23 protein-coding genes are annotated in these 20,578 nt (G+C 64.7%); 8 read left to right on the plus strand and 15 right to left on the minus strand.

The genetic code is table 11. The features are described from left to right. The first annotated feature begins 271 nt into the window (after positions 1-271). Positions 272-778 carry a hypothetical protein gene (locus RSO41_RS11950; protein WP_315619337.1) on the plus strand — a complete coding sequence of 169 codons (507 nt, stop codon included), beginning with the start codon at positions 272-274 and terminating at the stop codon, positions 776-778. Positions 779-860: 82 nt separating this feature from the next. On the opposite strand, the gene RSO41_RS11955 is transcribed toward RSO41_RS11950, so the two are convergent. Further along, positions 861-1,670 (minus strand): Tim44 domain-containing protein, encoded by an 810-nt coding sequence (locus tag RSO41_RS11955; RefSeq protein WP_315619338.1) that lies wholly within the window; start codon positions 1,668-1,670, stop codon positions 861-863. 105 nt (positions 1,671-1,775) lie between these two features. Between RSO41_RS11955 and RSO41_RS11960 the strand changes: the two genes are divergently transcribed. Next, the gene (locus tag RSO41_RS11960) at positions 1,776-2,351 is read left to right on the plus strand and encodes an isochorismatase family protein (protein ID WP_315619339.1); all 576 of its coding nucleotides are present in this window, start codon (positions 1,776-1,778) and stop codon (positions 2,349-2,351) included. Between the two features lie 9 nt (positions 2,352-2,360). Here RSO41_RS11960 and yaaA read toward each other — a convergent pair whose 3' ends face one another. Continuing rightward, positions 2,361-3,143, minus strand: coding sequence for a peroxide stress protein YaaA (gene yaaA / locus RSO41_RS11965; RefSeq protein WP_315619340.1), 783 nt, complete (start codon positions 3,141-3,143; stop codon positions 2,361-2,363). A gap of 90 nt (positions 3,144-3,233) precedes the next feature. Continuing rightward, complete coding sequence (locus tag RSO41_RS11970; RefSeq protein ID WP_315619341.1) at positions 3,234-4,265, minus strand: NADP(H)-dependent aldo-keto reductase; 1,032 nt, start codon at positions 4,263-4,265, stop codon at positions 3,234-3,236. A 229-nt stretch (positions 4,266-4,494) separates the two neighbouring features. Here RSO41_RS11970 and RSO41_RS11975 point away from each other — a divergent pair, with 229 nt between their 5' ends. Together RSO41_RS11975 and RSO41_RS11980 are read left to right on the plus strand one after the other, a co-directional pair. After that, positions 4,495-5,010, plus strand: a complete 516-nt coding sequence (locus tag RSO41_RS11975) for a sel1 repeat family protein (RefSeq protein ID WP_315619342.1) — start codon at positions 4,495-4,497, stop codon at positions 5,008-5,010. An 80-nt stretch (positions 5,011-5,090) separates the two neighbouring features. Then, positions 5,091-5,585 carry a hypothetical protein gene (locus tag RSO41_RS11980; protein ID WP_315619343.1) on the plus strand — a complete coding sequence of 165 codons (495 nt, stop codon included), beginning with the start codon at positions 5,091-5,093 and terminating at the stop codon, positions 5,583-5,585. A gap of 60 nt (positions 5,586-5,645) precedes the next feature. Here RSO41_RS11980 and RSO41_RS11985 read toward each other — a convergent pair whose 3' ends face one another. From RSO41_RS11985 to RSO41_RS12010, 6 genes are all read right to left on the minus strand, one after another. Beyond that, the gene (locus tag RSO41_RS11985; protein WP_315619344.1) at positions 5,646-6,197 is read right to left on the minus strand and encodes a TIGR00730 family Rossman fold protein; all 552 of its coding nucleotides are present in this window, start codon (positions 6,195-6,197) and stop codon (positions 5,646-5,648) included. 44 nt (positions 6,198-6,241) lie between these two features. Beyond that, entirely contained in the window at positions 6,242-6,763 is a 522-nt protein-coding gene (locus tag RSO41_RS11990) for a DUF501 domain-containing protein (RefSeq protein ID WP_315619345.1), read from the minus strand. After that, the gene (locus RSO41_RS11995; RefSeq protein ID WP_315619347.1) at positions 6,735-7,061 is read right to left on the minus strand and encodes a hypothetical protein; all 327 of its coding nucleotides are present in this window, start codon (positions 7,059-7,061) and stop codon (positions 6,735-6,737) included. Before RSO41_RS11995 ends, RSO41_RS11990 begins: the two co-directional genes overlap by 29 nt. An 81-nt stretch (positions 7,062-7,142) precedes the next feature. After that, positions 7,143-7,616, minus strand: a complete 474-nt coding sequence (gene ybaK, locus RSO41_RS12000) for a Cys-tRNA(Pro) deacylase (RefSeq protein WP_315619348.1) — start codon at positions 7,614-7,616, stop codon at positions 7,143-7,145. After that, positions 7,613-8,023, minus strand: coding sequence for a thioesterase family protein (locus tag RSO41_RS12005; RefSeq protein ID WP_315619349.1), 411 nt, complete (start codon positions 8,021-8,023; stop codon positions 7,613-7,615). Before RSO41_RS12005 ends, ybaK begins: the two co-directional genes overlap by 4 nt. Before the next feature lie 84 nt (positions 8,024-8,107). Continuing rightward, the gene (locus tag RSO41_RS12010; RefSeq protein ID WP_315619350.1) at positions 8,108-8,920 is read right to left on the minus strand and encodes a hypothetical protein; all 813 of its coding nucleotides are present in this window, start codon (positions 8,918-8,920) and stop codon (positions 8,108-8,110) included. Between the two features lie 63 nt (positions 8,921-8,983). Here RSO41_RS12010 and RSO41_RS12015 point away from each other — a divergent pair, with 63 nt between their 5' ends. Then, positions 8,984-9,325, plus strand: a complete 342-nt coding sequence (locus RSO41_RS12015) for a hypothetical protein (RefSeq protein WP_315619351.1) — start codon at positions 8,984-8,986, stop codon at positions 9,323-9,325. Between the two features lie 4 nt (positions 9,326-9,329). Here the strand turns inward: RSO41_RS12015 and RSO41_RS12020 are convergent, their stop codons facing one another. Next, on the minus strand, positions 9,330-9,764 hold the full coding sequence (locus tag RSO41_RS12020; protein ID WP_315619352.1) for a hypothetical protein: 435 nt from the start codon (positions 9,762-9,764) through the stop codon (positions 9,330-9,332). A 61-nt stretch (positions 9,765-9,825) separates the two neighbouring features. Between RSO41_RS12020 and RSO41_RS12025 the strand changes: the two genes are divergently transcribed. Next, complete coding sequence (locus RSO41_RS12025; RefSeq protein ID WP_315619353.1) at positions 9,826-11,007, plus strand: PatB family C-S lyase; 1,182 nt, start codon at positions 9,826-9,828, stop codon at positions 11,005-11,007. A gap of 16 nt (positions 11,008-11,023) precedes the next feature. Here RSO41_RS12025 and RSO41_RS12030 read toward each other — a convergent pair whose 3' ends face one another. The 5 genes from RSO41_RS12030 to RSO41_RS12050 all read right to left on the minus strand — a co-directional run bounded on the left by RSO41_RS12030 (position 11,024) and on the right by RSO41_RS12050 (position 18,288). Next, positions 11,024-13,987: a valine--tRNA ligase gene (locus tag RSO41_RS12030; RefSeq protein ID WP_315619354.1), complete on the minus strand. Its 2,964-nt coding sequence runs from the start codon at positions 13,985-13,987 to the stop codon at positions 11,024-11,026. Between the two features lie 105 nt (positions 13,988-14,092). Further along, positions 14,093-14,545 carry a DNA polymerase III subunit chi gene (locus tag RSO41_RS12035; RefSeq protein ID WP_315619355.1) on the minus strand — a complete coding sequence of 151 codons (453 nt, stop codon included), beginning with the start codon at positions 14,543-14,545 and terminating at the stop codon, positions 14,093-14,095. Positions 14,546-14,750: 205 nt separating this feature from the next. Further along, complete coding sequence (locus tag RSO41_RS12040) at positions 14,751-15,506, minus strand: SDR family oxidoreductase (protein ID WP_315619356.1); 756 nt, start codon at positions 15,504-15,506, stop codon at positions 14,751-14,753. An 11-nt stretch (positions 15,507-15,517) separates the two neighbouring features. Then, positions 15,518-16,618, minus strand: coding sequence for a branched-chain amino acid aminotransferase (locus tag RSO41_RS12045; protein WP_315619357.1), 1,101 nt, complete (start codon positions 16,616-16,618; stop codon positions 15,518-15,520). Positions 16,619-16,767: 149 nt separating this feature from the next. Continuing rightward, entirely contained in the window at positions 16,768-18,288 is a 1,521-nt protein-coding gene (locus RSO41_RS12050) for a leucyl aminopeptidase (protein WP_315619358.1), read from the minus strand. Positions 18,289-18,423: 135 nt separating this feature from the next. Between RSO41_RS12050 and lptF the strand changes: the two genes are divergently transcribed. Together lptF and lptG are read left to right on the plus strand one after the other, a co-directional pair. After that, a complete protein-coding gene (gene lptF / locus RSO41_RS12055) occupies positions 18,424-19,506 on the plus strand; it encodes an LPS export ABC transporter permease LptF (RefSeq protein WP_315619359.1) in 1,083 nt (360 codons plus the stop codon). Continuing rightward, complete coding sequence (lptG, locus tag RSO41_RS12060; RefSeq protein WP_315619360.1) at positions 19,503-20,567, plus strand: LPS export ABC transporter permease LptG; 1,065 nt, start codon at positions 19,503-19,505, stop codon at positions 20,565-20,567. The genes lptF and lptG overlap by 4 nt, the downstream gene beginning before the upstream one ends. The last annotated feature ends 11 nt before the right edge of the window (positions 20,568-20,578 follow it).

Raw genomic sequence — 20,578 nt, forward strand, 5'->3', positions numbered from 1 at the left:
GCGAGAGTAGGTCATCGTCAGGCACTTACATCAAAAAAATCCCCCGGGCCTTCCCGGGGGATTTTTTTATGTCCGAATGAAGGAACGGCGCCCCTGCCATGTTGTTGGGGGACCCATGGTGACGCTGTCTGGCGACGCCGCATTCAGAATGTTGAAGGATCATGGAGTGGACCGGCCAAGGTCCTGAATCGGTTGGCAAGTTGCGGCCAGGACGACTAGGGTGAACAGGCAATACCCCGATGGATATCACGGTGATCTCAGGAGGAGCACGATGAAACAGCACATTCTGCGCAAGCTGGCCCTGATGCTGCTGGTCGGCACGGCAACGGTTGGACTGGCGGCCTGCAACGGCGAGGATGAAGGCTCGGAGTCAGCGGGCGAGAGCACCGAACAGGCAGCGGATGAAGCTGCACAGAGCACCGAGGATGCGGCTGGCGATGCGGAGTCGGCGATGGATGAAGCCGCCGAGGAGACCGAGCAGGCGGCCGATGAAGCGGCGGATGGTGCCGGTGATGCCATGGACGAAGCCGACGACGCCGCGGAAAGCGCAGCGGATGAGGCAGAATCCGCCATGGACTCTGCGGCAGAAAGCACCGAAGATGCCGTGGATGACGCCGGTGACGCAATGGACTCGGCCGCTGAGAACGTGGATCAGGCTGTGGAAGATGCCGGTGACAGTGTCAGCGATGCAGCCGATGACGCCATGGACAGCACTGGTGAGGCCATGGAAGCAGCGGGTGAAGAAACTCAGGAAGCTGCCGACGAGGCGCAACAGTAATAGACTGTCGCTCTGGAACGCAGAAGAGACGAAAGGCCGGGCAAGTGCCCGGCCTTTCTCGTAGCTGGAGGTCCTGGCGGCATCAGGTAGCGGGATTCTGCTCGATACCCTGCACGTACCAGGGGGCTTCGTCACGGCGTTCACGTATCAAGTGCCAGGTCTCGTTGAACTCGTTGCGTGCCCCGTTCTCTTCAAGAATGCCGTGGAACAGCACGCTCGCTTCGGTCTGCTGGTCGGTTTCGTGGACACTGCCGAGCTCCGCGACGAGCCGTACGATCTCGGTATGGTTGTTGGCCGGGTGCTCTGCTCGCTCCTGGCGCAGCAGGTTATAGAGCTCTGGTGTGACATAGTCCTGGATCAGGGTGAAGTCATTGTTGTCCCAGGCGCGCTGCAGCGTCATGAAATGCTCCTTGGCGCCCCCCAGGAAACGCTCCTTGTCGAACCAGGAAGGCTCTACGCCGAGTTGGGTCGGGTGCCCCATGGCAGTGGAGGACTGGAATGCCTGGGCGTCGGCTTCCGGGGTAGCGTGGTGAGGGACACCCGCCGTGGCGGTACGACGACGCACCAACAGGCGAAAGAGCAGGAAACCGGCACCGGCGATCAACAGGATGTCCATCAGGCGCAGGTCATCGAAGGCACCGCCAAAGAAGAGTGAGGCCAGCAGGCCTCCTGCCAGCATGCCGGCGAAGGGGCCGGCGAATCGTGATAATCCACTGGAGGGCTTGCGCTGGGCGGTGGAGCTGGCTCGTGATGTGCTGGTGCTCTGCGGGCTGATGGTCCGGGAGTAGCTGCCGACGCTCTTGCCGCCTCCCAGGCGGCGCGCATCGGCATGATCGACGGCGAGGCCGAAGCCGAACATGCCGATAATGAGCATGACGAGGAAGTGACGCATCGAGGGGTCTCCGTAGTGGCCGTGGGCCGGTGGTCTTTCGAAGCTGACATTCTAGCGACTAAGCTGGAGCCGGGCACCGTTTATCTCCCTTGTCTGGAGGCCACCATGCGCATGCATCGGGATACGAGTCTGTTGTTGGTCATCGATCTGCAGGTTGGCCTGCTGCCGGTTCTCGAGTTCGGTGAACAGGCGGTCGAGGAAGCGTCATGGCTGGGAGGTGTCGCCGAGGCACTGGACGTTCCGGTGTGGCTGACCGAACAGTATCCGGAAGGGCTGGGGGAGAGCGCGCCGTCCCTGTTGGCGTCGCTCGAGGCTCCCCGAATGTGGCGCAAGACGCATTTCAATGCCCATGCCGAACCCGGGTTCGCACAGGCATTGGCCGCTACCGGGTGTCGGCAGATCGTCCTGTGCGGCGCGGAGGCGCATATCTGCGTATTGCAGACGGGGCTGGCACTGTGTGAGGCGGGATATGGCGTTGCCTGGCTGGCGGAGGCCACGAGCAGCCGACGTCGGGATGAGGCGTCGCTGGCCCGTCGCCGCATGGAGCAGGCCGGCGCCCAGGTAGTGAGCGCCGACATGGTGGCCTACGAATGGCTGGAGCGTTGCGACGATACCCGCTTCAAGGACATTCATCGGCGTTTTCTCAAGGAGCGCGCATCGCGTCCGCTGGTTTTTACCTAGTACAGTCTCCTAGACGCGGTCCTTCTCGTCACGGCAGAAGACCAGGGTATCGCCATCCGACATGGCGGCGTCGAAGCGATAGCCGGCGACGTCGAATGCCTTGAGAGCCTCTGGATCCTCCAGGCGTTGCCGGATCATCCAGGCAGCCATCAAGCCACGTGCTTTCTTGGCATAGAAGCTGATCATCTTGTACTGGCCATTCTTCTCGTCCTTGAAGACCGGCGTGATGACCCGGGCACTCAGGCGCTTGGCGTCGATGGACTTGAAGTATTCGTTGGAGGCGAGGTTGACCAGTACTGCACTGCCGCTGTCGGCCACGGCCCTGTCGAGGGCCGTGGTCAGCTCATCGCGCCAGAAGGCGTACAGGTCCTTGCCGGCAGGATTCGTCAGCTTGGTGCCCATTTCCAGGCGATAGGGCTGGATGAGGTCCAGAGGCCGCAGCAGGCCATACAGGCCGGATAGGATACGCAAGTGATCCTGGGCGAAGGCGTTATCGGTATCATCGAAGCGGTCTGCCTCGAGTCCGACATAAACGTCGCCCTGGAAGGCCTGGGCGGCCGGCTTGGCGTTATCCGGCGTGAAGGGAGTATGCCATTCCGCGAAGCGTGCCGCGTTGAGTCCGGCAATCTTGTCGCTGACGCCCATCAACTCGCTGATCTGCTGAGGTGACAGGTCCCGCAGGATATCGATCAGTGTCTGGCTGTGGTCGAGGTAGTCCGGCTGGGTGTGCCGGGACGTGGTGGCCGGCGTCTCGAAGTCCAGTTTCTTGGCCGGGGAAATCACGCTCAGCATGGGGCGCTCCTGTACCTGGTGAAGTGGGTCGATTATATCAAGGCCATGCCGAGGACGGGGCTATCATGCCGATAGCCCCGGGCGTATCGGTCAGGGACAGGGGTTGGGCAAGCGTCGGTGCACGTCCTCGATGGCTTCCAGGACCTCGTCGTCCAGACGCAGCGATTCGCTGGCCAGGTTGCTTTCTAGCTGCGCCATGGTGGTGGCGCCGATGATGTTGCTGGTCAGGAAGGGGCGCGAGTTCACGAAGGCCAAGGCCATCTGGGCGGGATCGAGGCCGTGCGCGCGGGCGATGTCGACATAGGCGCGGGTGGCCTGCTCGGCTTGTGGCGTCGTGTAGCGCTGGAAGCGCTCATAGAGTGTCAGGCGAGCGCCTTCGGGTCGTGCATTGTCCAGGTACTTGCCGGACAACACCCCGAAGCCCAGGGGGGAATAAGCCAGCAGGCCGACGTCTTCGCGGTGGGCGATTTCGGCCAGGCCGACTTCGAAGGTGCGATTGAGCAGGCTGTAGGGATTCTGCACCGAGGCGATACGGGGGAGTCCCATGCGGTCGGCCAGATGCAGGGCTCGCATCACCCCCCAGGGCGTCTCGTTGGACAACCCCACGGCCCGTACCTTGCCCGCCTTCACCAGCTCCTGGAGTGCCGCGAGGCTCTCTTCCAGGGCGACGGCGTCCTCTTGCTCGTCGGGTTCATAGCCGAGGCGGCCGAAGAAATTGCTGCGGCGATCGGGCCAGTGCAATTGGTAGAGATCGATATAGTCCGTGCGCAGTCGCGCTAGACTGGCATCGATGGCTTGATGGATCTGTTCCCGAGTCAGACGGGAGCCGCCTCGCAAGTGGCCGACCCCCGGGCCGGCTGCCTTGGTGGCGAGAATGATATCGTCACGGGAACCGCGAGAAGCCAGCCAGTTGCCGATGTAACGCTCGGTGCGACCCTGTGTCGCGGCGTCGGCAGGCACGGGGTACATTTCGGCGGTATCGATGAAGTCGATGCCGAAGGATACCGCTCGGTCGAGCTGTTCATGGGCTTCGGCTTCGCTGTTCTGCTCGCCGAAGGTCATGGTGCCGAGGCATAACCGACTGACCTCGATGCCGGTGTTGCCCAGGGGGCGCGTCTGCATCCGTCGTCCTCGCAAAAAGGTGAAAAATCGGTTCGACAGGCATGGTAGCGGGGGGAGACGAGAGCGTAAACGCCGAGGGGTTGAGTCGCTGCGGAGCCAGGCGTATGCTTGCCTTCCCGTTGGCACGGCGGAGTCCGAGCGGCCAGCGAGATCTTGGGAACGACGCCGGACACAGGGTGGTGCTCGACGTCACTTTCGAATCGAACCTCAGGAAGCAGGATTGTTTGCCATGCCGCAGGCATCGTCACTGTTTACTCGGCTCGAGTACCGTCTGGCACAACAGCTCGTGCATACTCGCTGGTTGCCACGCTCGCCGCGGACCCAGAAGTTGACCATGCATCTCTTCCAGCGATGTGCCGATGCCGGCCATCCTGCTGCCCTCGCGCAGTATGGTCACATGTTGTTTCATCGCGGCGTTTCCCCCCAGGACAAAGCTCGCGGTGCGCGCTATGTGATCGAGGCGGCACACGGTGGTGATACCCGCGCCCAGTTTCGCGCCGGGCAGATCCATGAGCATGGTTGCGCCCAGTACCCGCGCCGCGAAGACCATGCCGTGACCTGGTATGCCCGCGCCGGCGAAGAGGGGCATCCTCAGGCTGCCGCGCGCCTGGCCCGCGCCTACCGTGTCGGCGAGCTGGGCTTGCCGATCGACGCCGAACGTACGGCATACTGGCAACGCCTGGCCGATCAATTTACCGGTTCGCTCGAGTCACTGGACATGCGAGAAGCCGGGGCGCGACACTAGGGCTATGCGTCTCATAGACGAGACTGTGACCACTGGCCGACACGCCAGCGCGGCGGCCCTCATCAAGGACTCTCCACCCCGTGACGCTACCGACACTGCTGGATATCGAAGCGTCCGGTTTCGGACGCGGCAGTTACCCCATCGAGATCGGTCTGGCCCGGACCGACGGTAGCGTCTGCGCCTTTCTCATCCAGCCCCTGGAAGAGTGGACCCACTGGGATCCCAAGGCAGAACTGCTGCATGGCATCTCGCGAGCACGGTTACAACGTGAAGGTTATCCGGTTCGCCAGGTAGCACGCTGGCTAAATGACGAGCTCAGCGATATCGGGATCGCCTACAGCGATAGCTGGGGGTACGACAATACCTGGTTGTCGCTTCTGTTCCATCATGCCGGCATGCTGCCGGCCTTCCGTCTCGAAGCGTTGCGCCGTCTGCTCAGCGAGTCCCAGCTCGAGCGCTGGAGCGACACCAAGGAGACGATCATTCATGAGCAGGGCATCCTCCGGCATCGTGCGGGGGAGGACGCCCAGTTGCTTCAGCAGACCTACCAGCGAACTCTCGGCGGCTGCCCCTGACGAACGATTCCGTCACTCGCCGAGGGACGCCGCATGGGGCCCGCGCCTGCATGCTTGGCATCAATATCCGTCGAGGCGCTGTTCCAGAGCGTCGAGAAGATCGGGCGCTGTGGTGGCGTCGATGAGGTTGGCGCGGGTAGCGGGGTCGAGAAACCCTTGGGTCACGGTGCCATCGAGAAAGGTCAGCAGAGGTGCGTAGAAGGCGCGGGTGTCGAGCAGGCCGATGGGCTTGTCGTGAAGCCCCAGGTACTGCCAGGTCCAGGCTTCGAAGAGCTCTTCGAGTGTGCCGATGCCGCCCGGCAGAGCGATGAAGGCATCGCTGTGGGCCGCCATGCTGGCCTTGCGTTCATGCATGTTGCGGACCCGGATCAATCGCGTCAGGCCGCGGTGGGCCTGTTCGCGCTCGACCAGGTGATCGGGCATCACGCCGGTGACTTCACCGCCGGCGGCCATCACCCGGTCGGCCAGGGCCCCCATCATGCCGACTCGGGCGCCGCCATAAACGAGTGCGTGGCCACGGGTGGCCAGTTCATCGCCCAATTGCCGGGCGGCATCGAGGAAGGCCGTATCGTGGCCAGTCCGAGAGCCGAGATAGACGCAGAACGTCGGCATCCTTTCCTTTCTCCTTGAACGAACCCGAGAGGCCTGTGAAATGCTCAGGGCAGGACGTCGGCCACGCCATACTCGTCGTCCAGCCAGCGACCGATGACATTGTCGCCGCACAGGTGGTGGGCATATTGCGTATGCAGGCAGCGTACCTGATCCCAGTTGGCGATGCCGCCGATGCCGCGCTCGCGCAGTACTGTCTCATAGCCGAGGCGCTGGACTTCATCGCGTTGCGCCGTGCTCATGCAGCGCCAGCGGGTCTCGACGTAATCGGCGTGGCTGCGGTGGTAGGCGTGCAGGAAAGCCGGTTCCTCGCGCAGGCGAGCCTCCAGGTGTTTGATGACGCCGGCCGCCTCGATGCGTGACAGCTCGGCCTTGAGGCGTTCCGAGCACAGCCAGTAGAGGGTCGGGAAGGGGGCGCCATCGACGATGGGGGCCATGCGCAGGACCAGCGGAGTGCCCTCGCCATCGGTGGCGGCCAGTGCTTCGATGCCACGGGGAGGACGGCCCAGCTGCTCGGTGATGATGGCCAGTTGCCGGTCGTCAGGCATCGTGTCGGGACGGATCACCATCGTTGTCATCTCGTATGAACTTGTTCGAGCGGCCCACGGCGCGAAAGAAGGTTCGGTTGAGCTGTTCCGGCGTCGGCACATAGCGCCAGTAGCGGTCACAGTAATCGACGGCCCGAGCCATCAGCACATCGTAGAGGCGATTGAACGGCGCATCATAATCGTAAGGGTCTTCCCCGAACAAGCGAATGTGCGGGTAGTCGGCGAAGCGCTCCATGAAGTAGCGTTCCAGATCGGCCTCCACGGCGTGGTGGCGGGCAACGTTTTCCGGATCGAGCCAGAGGTCGTAGCGGATGGCCATCGGCGGCTCCTTGGGGGAATCGGCTCGGAGTGGTTGCGAGACTGAGACAACGCTATGACCGATTCGGCTTGCGGGTTCGGGTCACGGGGCCCGTGCCAACGAGATGAAGCACCCATTCAGCAACGTGATGAGGGCGGTCGGCGCGAGACAGATTTCCAGGCCACGGCGTCCGCCGCTGACATGGATGACGTCCAGCGCCTCGGCGCTGGCATCGATGAAGGCGGGCAGCCGCTTCTTCTGCCCCAGCGGGCTGATGCCTCCCACGACATATCCGGTGGCGCGCTCGGCCTCGTCGGCTTCGGCCATTTTCGCCTTGCGAGCCCCGGCGGCTCGGGCCAGGGCCTTGAGATCGAGCTGGCTGGGCACCGGGACGATGGCCATGGCCAGCCGGCCGTCATCGAGACGCGCCAGCAGTGTCTTGAAGACTTCCTCGGCCGGCAGTCCCAGGGCGCGTGCGGCCTCCTCGCCATAGGCGGGGCTGCGCGGGTCATGCGCATAGGTCGCCAGCGAGAAGTCCACGCCGGCCTGCTCCAGGGCCTTTACCGCCGGGGTCATGCGCTTTCGGGCTCCGTTTGCTGCAGGTGTTCCGCCAGGGCCTCGCGCAGAGCACCCTCGAGGGGCACGGCGCGCTTGGTTTCATGATCGAAATGCACCAGCACGGTGTGTCCCAGGTTGGTCAGTGTACCCGATTGATGGGCCTCCTGGGTCACGGTAAAGGAGCTGTTGCCGAGACGCGAGAGGTAGGTGCGGATCTCGATGTCGGTGCCATAGTGCAGTTCGGCGCGGTAGTCGATCTCCATGCGTGCCATGATCAGTCGCCAGCGCCGCGGGTCGAGGTCCGGGGTGAACAGCTTGAAGAGATCATTGCGGGCCAGCTCGAACCAGGCGGGCAAGCGGGTATTGTTGACGTGGCCCAGGGCATCGGTGTCGTAGAAGGCCGGCTCAATGGTGCGTACGAACATGGAAGCTCCTTGTCGGGTGGCTCGGGGCAGTGCCGGGTGGAGGCGTGATCGAAGACTACAGCATTGTGCCGAGCAAGCGCTCGGTCAAGTCGCGGCTTCGCGCCGACGGTGCCACCAGGCCTGTCCGCGGGTCCAGGCCAGCAGCCAGAGCGTGGCCGCGACGAAACCGGCCAGGGTGCCCCAGACGAGCCCCAGTGGGACATAGACCAGCGAGATGCATAGGGCATAGCACAGCAGCGAACCGAGGCCGGCAGGGTAGTGCTTGATGACGGTGGCGACCGGTCCGGCGCCATGGGTCAGGTGTAGAATCACCAGGAAGGGATACATGGTCACCGGGAAGGCGGCCATCACCCCGGCCCAGGCCGAGGGCACCACATGAGCGAGGCCGGTGATCAGAAAGATGATGCCAGCGGCGAGGCCGGCGCGCAGCGCGAGCGCCGGCCAGGAAAAGCCGCCGCGCGGCGAAGCGACGGTGTCCGGAACATGGCGGTACAGTCGCATGAAGGCCAGGATTGCCGCCAGAGTGATCAGCGTGCCGCCGAGACGGCTGATGTCGAACCGGGTCAGCAGCAGGCTGGCCACCGTCCAGGCGACCAGGCCGCCGGCGGTGCCGGCGAGAACCCCAGGGAGACCGTCGCGCTGGCCGCAGAGCAGATAGCCGCCACCCAGGGCCAGGGTCGCCGAGAAACCGGCCAGGGTGTGCACGGCGCTTTCGGCGGCGAAGCTCGGCGAGATCTCCAGGCCGATGAAGAACAGCGCGATGGCCGTTCCCAGGGGGTAGCCCGAGAGCAGGCCGGCAGCCCGGGTGCTGAGACGCTCGGCGACGACGGAGAGCCCCAGCACGACACCGACCGAGACCAGCAGCTTGGCCAGTTGCCAACCGAACGGAACATCCATGACGTTATCCTTTTTCCTGTTGAATCAAAATGTGGCGGCACGGCGATTCGCCGGGAGGCGTGCATGACCGGCCACGAACTGTCGCCTCCGCCGCGCCCAGAACATTGCCAGCTGTGCGGACGCGCCGCGCCCTTGACGCGGCATCACCTTATTCCCAGAGCGCTGCATGGCAAGGCGCGTTACCGGCGTCGCTTCGATAGAGCTGAGCGGCTGGCGTCGATCCTCTGGGTCTGTCACCCCTGCCACCGGCATCTGCATGCGGTACTTTCCGAGCGGGAGCTGGCCGAACATTACCGCAGCCGGGAGGCGTTGCTGGGCCATCCGGAGATCCGGGCCTTTGTCGAGTGGTTGGCCACCAAGCCGGCAGGGTTCCAGCCCAAGCGGCCGACGCGCCGTCGACGCTGAGTCGTTAGACGAGCCGCAACCCCTGTTGGTCGATCCAGGCGGCCTTCAGGGCGGCGTCCAGGGGCGTGCGCAAGTGTTCCGGCAGGCTGGCTACGGCCGCCTCGTAATCGTCGGCCTGGCGATTGCGCAGCCAGCAATAGGCCCAGGCGCAGGCCTCGTCGTCATCGACCGGCTGCGGGCGTGCCGGCATCTGTACCAGCAGGAAGACCGCCGTGCGTCCCGCCCAGAGGGGGATCTCGTCATGTCGCCCGGTGTCGCTCCAGGCTTCGAGCATGGCGCCGCTGGGAGTGTCCTCTGGCTCGCCGAGCTTGGCGACTCTGGCCGTCTCGGCAAGAATCAGGGCCAGGCGGTCGGTATCGCCTTGGCCGAGTGCCAGCCATTGGGCGATGACCGCCGGCAGGCCACGGCGAACCTTGGCATAGAAGCTGCTTTGGGGCATGGTTTCATTCATTCTCAAGAGCGTGATTCAACGCCTGTTTCGGAACAAGGATGGCCGCTGCATGACCTCGACATTCGATTTTGCCACGCCCGTCGAGCGGCGACACCCCAGCGACGGTGATTGGCCGTCACAGAAGTGGCACCGTTTCGGCGGTGACGTGTTGCCGCTCTGGGTGGCCGACATGGACTTTCATTCGCCTCCGGCGGTGATCGAGGCGCTGCGCGCGCGGGTCGATCATGGCGTCTATGGCTATGGCCTGGTGCCGGATAGTCTCCGCGAGTCGCTGTGCGACTGGAGTGCCGAGCACTACGGCTGGTCCATCGAGCCCGACTGGCAGGTGTGGCTGCCGGGCGTGGTGCCGGCCCTGCACATGGCCAGCCTGGCGCTTACCGAGCCCGGGGATGGCGTGCTGACGGTAACACCGATCTATCCGCCTTTCCTGCAGGTGGCGAGCCGTACCGGCCGTGAGCCCCAGCAGGCCGCCATGCGGCCCCCCGAGACGCCCGACGGTGACTGGGAGCTGGATCTCGAAGCCCTGGAAGCGGCCATCACGCCACGGACCCGGCTGCTGCTGTGGTGCCAGCCCCACAACCCCACCGGGCGGGTCTGGAACACGGCCGAACTGGAAGGGCTGGCGACCCTGGTCGAACGTCACGACCTACTGGTCGTCTCCGATGAGCTGCATTGCGACCTGTTGCTCGACGATGGTGCTCGTCATCGCCCGCTGGCGGCGATGTTTCCGGCGCTTGCCGAGCGGACCCTGACCCTCTGGGCCCCCTCCAAGACCTTCAACCTGGCGGGGCTGACCACGGCCTGTGCAGTGATTCCCGATGCCGGCCTGCGCCGACGCTTTGCCGCTCAGGCCAAGGGGCTTCAGCCCGATGGCAATGTGCTGGGCCTGGTGGCCGCCGAGGCTGCCTATCGTCATGGAGACCCCTGGCGCCAGGCGTTGCTCGAGACCTTGCGCGGGCACCGTCGGCGCCTGGTGGCGCGTGTCGCGACTTGGCCGGGCGTCAGGATGGCGGCTCCGCAGTCGACCTACTTGGCCTGGCTGGATCTGCGTGATGCCCCGGCGCTGCAGGATGACGAGTCGCCCCAGAGGGCCCTGCTGGAGCGCGTCGGCGTGGCCCTCTCGGATGGCGCCGATTTCGGCTGGCCGGGCTTTGTCAGGTTAAACTTCGGCACCACCGCTGAGCAGCTGGAAGCGGCGCTGGCACGCTTGGATGACGTGCTCGGCGCCTGATGATGAGCCAGTGACGTTACAGCGCGGCGATCTTGTCGCGCTGTTCGACCAATAGGCGGCGGTTGGCGCTGAGGTCGTCGAGCTTGTCGCGCTCCTTCTGTACCACCGCGTCGGGGGCCTTGGCCACGAAGCTTTCGTTGCCGAGCTTCTTCTCGATGCCGCCGATCAACTTGTCCTGCTTGTCGATTTCCTTGGCCAGGCGAGTGAGTTCGGCGTCCTTGTCGATCAGGCCGGCCATGGGGACCAGCACCTCCATGTCGCCGACCAACTGGGTGGCGGCCAGTGGCGCCTCGTCCGGGGCATCAAGCCAGTCGAGGCGCTCGAGCTTGGCCAGCTTGGCGAGAAACGGCCGATTGGCCTCCAGCCGTTCGCGGTCGGAGGCGTCGCCCTTGGTCAACAGAGCCTCCAGCGGTTTGCCCGGCGCGATATTCAGTTCGGCGCGAATATTGCGGATCGCCACGATCACGCCCTTGAGCCACTCGATGTTGCGGGTGGCGGCCTCGTCGACGCTGGCCTCATCGGCCTCCGGCCAGGGGTGGACCATCAGGGAGTCACCTTCGCCGCGATAAGTGCCGGCAAGGGGGGTGACGCGCTGCCAGATCTCTTCGGTGATATAGGGCATCATCGGATGCGCCAGCCGCAGGATGGCCTCCAGTACCCGCACCAGGGTGCGGCGGGTGCCGCGCTGGGATTCGGGCGTGGCGTCGTCGTCCCAGAGCACCGGCTTGGAGAGCTCCAGGTACCAGTCGCAGTACTCGTTCCAGATGAATTCGTACAGTGCCTGGGAGGCATGGTCGAAACGGTACTCCTCCATGGCGCGGGTTACCTGGGCCTCGGTCTGCTGCAGGCGCGAGACGATCCAGCGATCAGCCAGGGACAGCTCGACCTCGCTGCCATCGGTGCCGCAATCCTGGCCCTCGGCATTCATCAACACATAGCGCGAGGCATTCCACAGCTTGTTGCAGAAGTTGCGGTAGCCATCCAGGCGGCCCATGTCGAACTTGATGTCGCGACCGGTGGTGGCCTGGGAAAGAAAGGTAAAGCGCAGGGCGTCGGTGCCGTGGGGCTCGATACCCTCCGGGAATTCCTGGCGCGTGGCCTTGGCGATGGCCTTGGCCTTCTGCGGCTGCATCATGTTGCCGGTACGCTTCTCGACCAGGGTCTCCAGGTCGATGCCGTCGATCAGGTCGATGGGGTCGAGCACGTTGCCCTTGGACTTGGACATCTTGTTGCCCTGGCCATCGCGCACCAGGCCATGGACATAGACCTGCTTGAAGGGCACCTCACCGGTGAACTCCAGGGTCAGCATGATCATCCGGGCGACCCAGAAGAAGATGATGTCGAAGCCGGTGACCAACACGTTGGTGGGGTGGAAGGTTTCCAGTGCCTCGGTCTTCTCGGGCCAGCCCAGGGTGCCGAAAGTCCACAGGCCGGAACTGAACCAGGTATCCAGAACGTCTTCGTCCTGGGTCAGCCTGACGTCGTCGGCGAGCCCGTGCTTGTTGCGGGCCTCGGCCTCGCTGCGCGCTACATAGACGTTGCCGTCGGCGTCGTACCAGGCCGGGATGCGGTGGCCCCACCACAGCTGGCGCGAGATGCACCAGTCCTGGAGGTCGCGCATCCAGGCGAAATACATGTTCTCGTAGTTTTTCGGCACGAACTCGATGTCGCCGCTCTCGACCGCGGCGATGGCCGGCTTGGCGAGGTTTTCCACGGCCACGAACCACTGGTCGGTGAGGTAGGGCTCGATGACATCGCCTGAGCGGTCGCCGAAGGGCTGCATCAGCTTCTTGCTCTCGACGAGGGGCTGCTCGTTCCCTTCCGCATCGGTCGTGGTCATCGCCAGGCCCTCGGCGGTGATGGCCTCGACCACGCGGCGGCGTGCTTCGAAGCGATCCAGCCCGCGCAGTTCGGTGGGAACCAGATTGACCTCGTCCACGTCACCGATGTCCTCGCCCCGGGCAGCACGGGAAGCGAGGGTGGCGCTTTCCTCGTAGGAGAGGCCATCGCGGCGCATGTGCGCCTTGCGGTCCATCAGGTTGTAGAGCGGGATGCCGTTGCGCTGTGCGACGCCATAGTCGTTGAAGTCGTGGGCACCGGTGATCTTGACGGCGCCCGAGCCGAAGTCGGGATCGGGATACTCGTCGGTGATGATGGGAATCAGGCGCCGATGCTCCTTCGGCCCGACCGGAATCTCGCACAGTTTGCCGATCAGTGGCGCATAGCGCTCGTCGGAAGGGTGCACGGCGACGGCGCCGTCGCCTAGCATGGTTTCCGGACGAGTGGTGGCGATGGAGATGTAGTCCCGCGTTTCGCGCCGGGTGACGTTACCCTCGGCATCCTTCTCGATGTACTCGTAGGTTTCGCCACCTGCCAGTGGATACTTGAAGTGCCACATGTGGCCATCGACCTCGATGTTCTCCACTTCGAGGTCGGAAATGGCAGTCTCGAACTTCGGGTCCCAGTTGACCAGCCGCTTGCCGCGATAGATCAGGCCCTTGTCGAACAGTTGCACGAAGACTTCCTGGACGGCTTTGTAGAAGCCATCGTCCATGGTGAAACGTTCGCGGGACCAGTCGACGCTGGCGCCCATGCGGCGCAACTGGCGGGTGATGTGGCCGCCGGACTCGTGCTTCCACTCCCAGACCTTGTCGGTGAAGGCCTCGCGTCCCAGGTCGTGACGGCTCTTGCCCTCTTCCGCGGCGACCTTGCGCTCCACCAGCATCTGGGTCGCGATGCCGGCGTGGTCGGTGCCTACCTGCCAGAGGGTATTACGGCCCCGCATGCGCTGCCAGCGCGTCAGGGTATCCATGATGGTGTCCTGGAAGGCGTGGCCCATGTGCAGACTGCCGGTGACATTGGGCGGTGGGATCATGATGGCGAAGGGCGCACCCTTTCCGGAGGGCGCGAAATGGCCGCCCTCTTCCCAACGTTGATACCAGCGGTTCTCGATCTGCTCGGGTTGGTAAGTCTTGTCCATGGGCGTTCCGGGTCCAGAAATGGTCGCCACCGGTCTTGAAACCGCATGGCGGGGCATCGTCGAAAAATGGGCTCGATTATAGCTTGATGAGGGGGCAGGCGTCAGCTAGTGGCGGTTTGCCTGGCTGCCCAGTTGATGGGCCTTCACCGGGTAACCACGCTTCTTGTAGGTCTGCCAGCAATCACGCTTGGCGGTCAGCACCGCCTGGTGCTGGTTGATGATTTCGGCGACGCGCTCGAAGCGAGAGAACCATTCCGGGATGTCCGGATGCAGGTTGAGCAGTGCCTGAGTCCCTGTCTCGTCGGGGGCCGGGGCCTGCCAGCCGATGGTTGCCGGGACGCTGTCGGCCTGCTCGCTGCCCAGCAGGGCATGGGGCAGGTAGGCATCGGGCCGGAAGCTCCACAGGCGGTCGTCGAGGGTCCGGGCCATGGCCTCGTCTTCCACATGCAGATGCAGCCGATAGCCCTTGTTGATAATGGTCTCGGCCAGCCGGCAGGCGAAATCGAGTCGCGCATCGAGGGTGGTGTCGGGGAGGATGTAGAAATCGACTTGGGTCATGGGGCCCTTCGGGCAAGCTGTAAGCTCTAAGAGCGGCGCTTCGCGCCTGGAAGCTGTAAGAAAAGCGTTTGGGCTTGGTTTGGAGTCGTCGCTCCAACTGAGAGGCGTTACTGCAACCTCTTGTCATCGAGGCTGATGACATGACCTTATCTTACAGCTTACAGCTTACAGCTTACAGCTTACAGCTCCGGGCGTAGCCCGGTACTTAAACCCCGCCATCGATGTCGATCAGGCTGCCGGTGCAGAAGCCGGCGTCGGCGAGCCATAGAATGCCGTCGGCGATCTCCTCCGGTTCGCCGATGCGCCCCAGCGGAATGCGCGTGCCGGCGGTATCGACCTTGCCGGCGTTGTCGGCACTGGCGTGGATGTCGGTGCGTATCACCCCTGGCCGTACGGCGTTGACGCGAATGCCGTCGGCGGCCAGCTCACGCGCCAGCCCCTTGGTCAGGCTGTCGATGGCGCCCTTGGAGGCGGCATAGTCGACGTACTCATCGGCACCGCCCAGGCGGGCGGCGACGGACGAGACATTGATGATCACGCCGCCGTCGCCGCCATGGCGGGTCGACATGCGCTTGATGGCTTCGCGGGCGCAGATCAGCGGTCCGGCGACGTTGATGCGCATCATGCGCTCGACGCGAGAAACGTCCATGTCCTCGACCCGGCGGTTGATGTCTACCACGCCAGCGTTGTTGACCAGCACATCGAGGCGCCCCAGCTCATGGTCGAGCGTCTCGAACAGCGACAGGATGCCGGCCTCGTCGGCCACATCGGCCTGGATGGCGATGGCACGACCCCCTGCTGCCTCGATGTCACCGACGACGCCATCGGCCGAGGCCCTGTCACTCCGGTAGTTGACGGCCACTGCATAGCCGCGCTTTGCGGCCATGCGAGCCGTGGCCGCACCGATGCCACGGCCGGCACCGGTGATGAGCATGACGCGTGGCGAGGCGTCGTCGCGCATGGCGTCTGTCCTCATGCCAGGCGCGTCAACCAGCCGCGGCTATCGTCACGACGTCCATACTGCAGGTCGAGGAGGTGGCCGCGCAGGCGCTTGGCGACCTCGTTGTCGCCGCCCGCACTGAGGCGGATCGGACCGTCCTCGGTGACCAGTTCACCCACCGGGGTGATGACCGCCGCGGTGCCGCAGGCGAAGACTTCGGTAATATCGCCATTGGCTGCCCCTTCGCGCCACTCGTCGAGGCTGATCGGGCGCTCTTCAGGCGTTAGGCCTTCGTCTCGGGCCAGGGTCAGCACCGAGTCGCGGGTCACGCCTTCGAGGATGGTGTCGGTGAGGCGTGGGGTGACCAGGCGACCATCACGGTAAACGAAGAACAGGTTCATGCCGCCCAGTTCCTCGATCCACTTGTTTTCGGCGGCATCGAGAAAGGCCACCTGGCTGCAGTCGTGTGCCTCGGCTTCCTTCTGGGCAGCCAGGGAAGCGGCATAGTTGCCGCCACACTTGGCGAAGCCGGTGCCTCCGGCGGCGGCGCGCTTGTACTGCGAGGAAAGCCAGATCGATACCGGTGCCACCCCCCCCTTGAAATAGGCCGCCGCGGGCGAGGCGATCACGTAGTAGTCGACCTCATGGGCGGGGCGCACGCCGAGGAAGGTCTCGCTGGCGATCATGAAGGGCCGCAGATAGAGGCTGGACTCCTCGGCGGCGGTGGCAGGCGTTGGTACCCAGGCGTGGTCCTGGGCCAGCAAGGCGCGCAGTGAGTCGACGAAATCCTCGTCGGACAGCTCCGGCAGCGCCAGGCGGCGCGCCGAGCGACGGAACCGCTCGGCATTCTTCTCCGGGCGGAAGGCCCAGACCGAGCCGTCGTCGTGTCGATAGGCCTTGATACCCTCGAAGATCTCCTGGGCGTAATGCAGCACGGCGGCCGCGGGGTCGAGGGTCAGCGGGCCATAGGGACGGACCTCGTGACCATGCCAGCCAGCGTCGGCGGTCCACCGCACATGAGCCATGTGGTCGGTGAAGTAGCGACCGAAGCCAGGGTTGGCGAGGATGTCGTCACGGATATGAGCCGCCTTGGCCTCAGTAGACGGCAGCACGGAAAAGCGTTCTGTGGGCACGGCAATGAATCTCCGCTGTGCCCGGGGCGCGGCCTGCGCCTCGGGGCGATGCTGAAACACCGGGCGGGCGTTGCCGGCCCGGTGCATGATGGTGGCTTGCTGTCATGAAAAAGTCGCCGCGCAAAAAAGGCAAGGCCCGCGGCGACGGATCATTCCTCGCCGGCCTGGACCTGGCTGTCGGAAGCGCGGTCCAGCAGGTACTGGGTAAGCAGGCTCACCGGCCGCCCCGTGGCGCCTTTCTGCTTGCCGGAGTGCCAGGCGGTACCGGCGATATCCAGGTGGGCCCAGGGGTACTTGTCGGCGAAGCGTGACAGGAAGCAGCCCGCCGTGATGGTGCCCGCCGGGCGGCCGCCGATGTTGGCGAGGTCGGCGAAGTTGGAGTCCAACTGCTCCTGGTACTCGTCCCACAACGGCATGTGCCAGGCTCGATCCCAGGCGGTCTCGCCGGCATCGAGCAGGTCGAGCGCCAGGTCATCGTCGTTGGCCATCAGGCCGCTGGCGTGATGGCCGAGCGCGATGATGGCGGCGCCGGTCAGGGTGGCGATGTCGACCACGCTGGCAGGCTCGAAGCGTTCGGCATACGTCAGGGCATCGCACAGGACCAGCCGACCTTCGGCATCGGTGTTGAGGACTTCCACCGACAGTCCCTTGAGCGTCTTGATGATGTCGCCGGGCTTGGTGGCGTGGCCATCGGGCATGTTCTCGGCGCTGGCGACGATGGCCACCAGGTTGATCCCGGGGCGGATGGCAAGCACCGAGGTCACGGCACCGAACACGCTGGCGGCACCGCACATGTCGAATTTCATCTCGTCCATGCCGTCGCCCGGCTTGAGCGAGATGCCGCCGGAGTCGAAGGTGATGCCCTTGCCGACCAGCACATGAGGTGCTTCGTCGGGATCGTCCGCGCCCTGGTATTTCATCACGATCAGGCGCGAGGGTTCGGCACTGCCGTGTCCTACACTGAGCAGACTGTGGGCGCCGAGTTCTTCCAGGGCCGCCTCGTCGAGAATCTCGGTGGTCAGCGTGCCATCGGAATCGGCGGCCATCTGTTCGGCCCGTTCGGCCAGGTAGCTCGGTGTGCAGACGTTACCGGGCAGGTTGCCGAGCGTGCGAGTGGCGTTGATGCCCTGGCCGATGCCGTCGCCGATGCGACTGCCCTCGCGAGCGGCACTGGAATCGCCGCCCTCGCTGACCAGCAGGGTCACGCGTTCGAGCGGCGGTACCGGGGCGGGCTCCGACTTGAAGTCGTTGAAGCGATAGATCGCGCGATGGGCGGCTTCGGCCACCATGCGGGCCTTCCAGTCGCAGGCACGGTCGGGGACCGGCACGTCATTGAAGGCGACGGTGGCGTCATCCGCGGGCAACGACGCCAGGGCGCCGAAGGCGGCATCGACGGCCTTGCGGAAGGCGCCTTCCTGGCACTTCTCGCGAGGCCCCAGGCCGACCAGCATCAGGCGGTCGGCATTGAGGCCCGGGGCGAAGGGAATCATCTGAACATTGCCCAGGCGGGCGTCGAAGTCGCCGCGCTCGATCAGCTGACCGATCAGCCGCTCGCTGGCATCGTCCAGCTTGGTGGCGGCGGGCAGCAGATCGCCGTCCTTGAACACCGGTACCACGAGGCAGGCCGTCTCGATCTTGGCAGGATTGGCCGTCTGAACTGGGAATTCCATGGTGTCTCCACAAGACAAGCGGTAGGGGATTCTGGATAATGCCGGCACATTGCCGAGTCGTCCCAGTGTACCCAAGGCCGGGCGTCATTGCATGGAAGTTGGCCGGGTGCCGGCAACCCGGATCGGGAGACAGCATTGATCATATTTCGCTACCTGACCCGCGAGATCCTGCAAACGATGGCCGCCGTCGCCGGCGTGCTGCTGTTGGTGATCATGGGCAGTCGCTTCATCCGCTATTTTTCCAACGCGGCACAGGGCGAGATCCCGGTCGATATCCTCGGGACCCTGATGCTGTTTCATCTCCCGGGCTTTCTTGAGTTGATCCTGCCGCTGGCCTTCTTCCTCGGCATCCTGCTCGCTCTCGGACAGCTCTACCTCAACAGCGAGATCACTGTGCTGGTGGCCTGCGGCACCAGCCCCAATCGACTGCTCTGGGTAAGCCTCTTGCCGGCCACCGTGGTGGCCACCCTGGTGGGGCTGTGCAGCCTCTGGCTGACGCCGGCCGGCGCCCTGCAGAACGAGGTGATCATCGAGGAACAGCGCAGCCAGCTCGATTTCGGTGTTCTGGCGCCCGGGCGCTTCCAGGACTTCGGCGATGGCCGCGTGGCCTACACCCAGGCGTTGAGCGAGCAAGAGCGTCGCCTGGAGGAAGTCTTCATCAGTGAGCGTCAACGGCGTGGCGATGGCACACCTCAGACGGTGGTGACGCGTGCCGCCGAGGGGTACCAGACCGTCGACGAGGAAACCGGCAGTCGATTCCTGGTGCTCTCCGACGGCGAGCGTTACAGCATTGAGCCTGGGCGGGCCGTGGCCGAGCGCCTGTCCTTCGGTACCTATGCGGTGCGTCTTTCGGGCTCTGCCGAGCGCCAGGACCTGTCGGACCCCGAATACGCGACGACCCCCGCCTTGATCGACGACGGGACGCCCCCTGCCATGGCACAGTTGCAATGGCGGCTCGGCCTGCCGCCGATGGTGTTCATCCTGACGCTGATGGCCATGCCGTTGTCCCGAGTGAATCCGCGCCAGGGGCGCTTTGCCAAGTTGCTGCCGGCGATCTTTCTCTATGTGGCCTACCTCAGCCTGTTGCTGGCGGCACTGGATGCCATCGCCAGAGGCGCCTGGCCGGCCACGGTGGGGATGTGGCCGATTCACGCCGCCTTCCTGGCCATCGGCCTTCTGATGACGCTGCATGCCCAGCGCAAGGGGATGAGCGGATGATCGCCGACCGCCTGGATCGTTACATCGCCCGCAACGTGCTCGGGGCCATCCTGGTGGTACAGATCGTGCTACTGGGCCTGGACCTGGTGATCGCTTACATCAACGACCTGGGGGATGTGGAGGGGGACTACGGTGCCCTTCAGGTGCTCTTCTACCTGGTGATGCGTCTGCCCTGGCGCTTCTACCAGTATGCGCCGGTGGGCGTGTTGATCGGCGCGCTGATCGGTCTGGGAGGCATGGCCTCGAGCAACGAGCTGACAGTGATGCGCGCCGCGGGGCGGTCGTTGGCACGCATTCTCTGGGGCGTGATGAAGCCGGTCATCCTGGTGATCGTCGTGGTGTTGTTCGTCGCCGAATTCGTCAGTCCTCGCACCGAGCAGTTCGCCAGTGCCTGGCGTCTCGAGCAACTCCAGGGGGAGGGGGCCGTGCTCACCGAGCGTGGCGGCTGGCAGCGAGAGGGGGACAACTTCTATCGCTTCGGCGCGATCCGTGCCGACAATGTCGTGCTCGACCTGACCCGCTATCGCTTCGAGGGCCGCGAACTGCGTGAGGCGATGAACGCCGACCGGGCGGTCTGGCGCGATGGCGGCTGGATGCTGGAGGACGTGAACATCACTCGTTTCGAAGGGGGGCGTACCGAGGCAACTCATCAGGACACGCGTCCCTGGGAAACCGAGCTGACGCCCGCCGAACTGGACCGCCTGCTGCGCGAGGTGGAGACTCAGGCGCCCAGCGAGCTCTGGGCACATGCCCGTTACCTGAGGTCCCAGGGACAAGAGGCGACCCAACCTCTTCTCTACTTCTGGCAGAAGATGCTGATGCCCTTGACCATGGCGTCACTGATGCTGGTGGCGGCTTCTTTCGTGTTCGGACCGCTGCGCAGCGTGGCGGCCGGCACCCGAGTGTTCTATGGCGTGATCGTCGGGCTTGCCTTCAAGTACCTGCAGGACCTGCTGGGGCCGGCGTCCACGGTGTTCGGCTTTTCTCCGGCCTGGGCGGTGCTGGCGCCGACGCTGATCTGTGCCGCCCTGGGGCTGTACCTGCTGCGTCGAAGCGGCTGATCGGGAGGTGC

It is taken from the genome of Halomonas sp. I1 (genome assembly GCF_032334135.1).
Taxonomy (GTDB): Bacteria; Pseudomonadota; Gammaproteobacteria; order Pseudomonadales; family Halomonadaceae; genus Halomonas.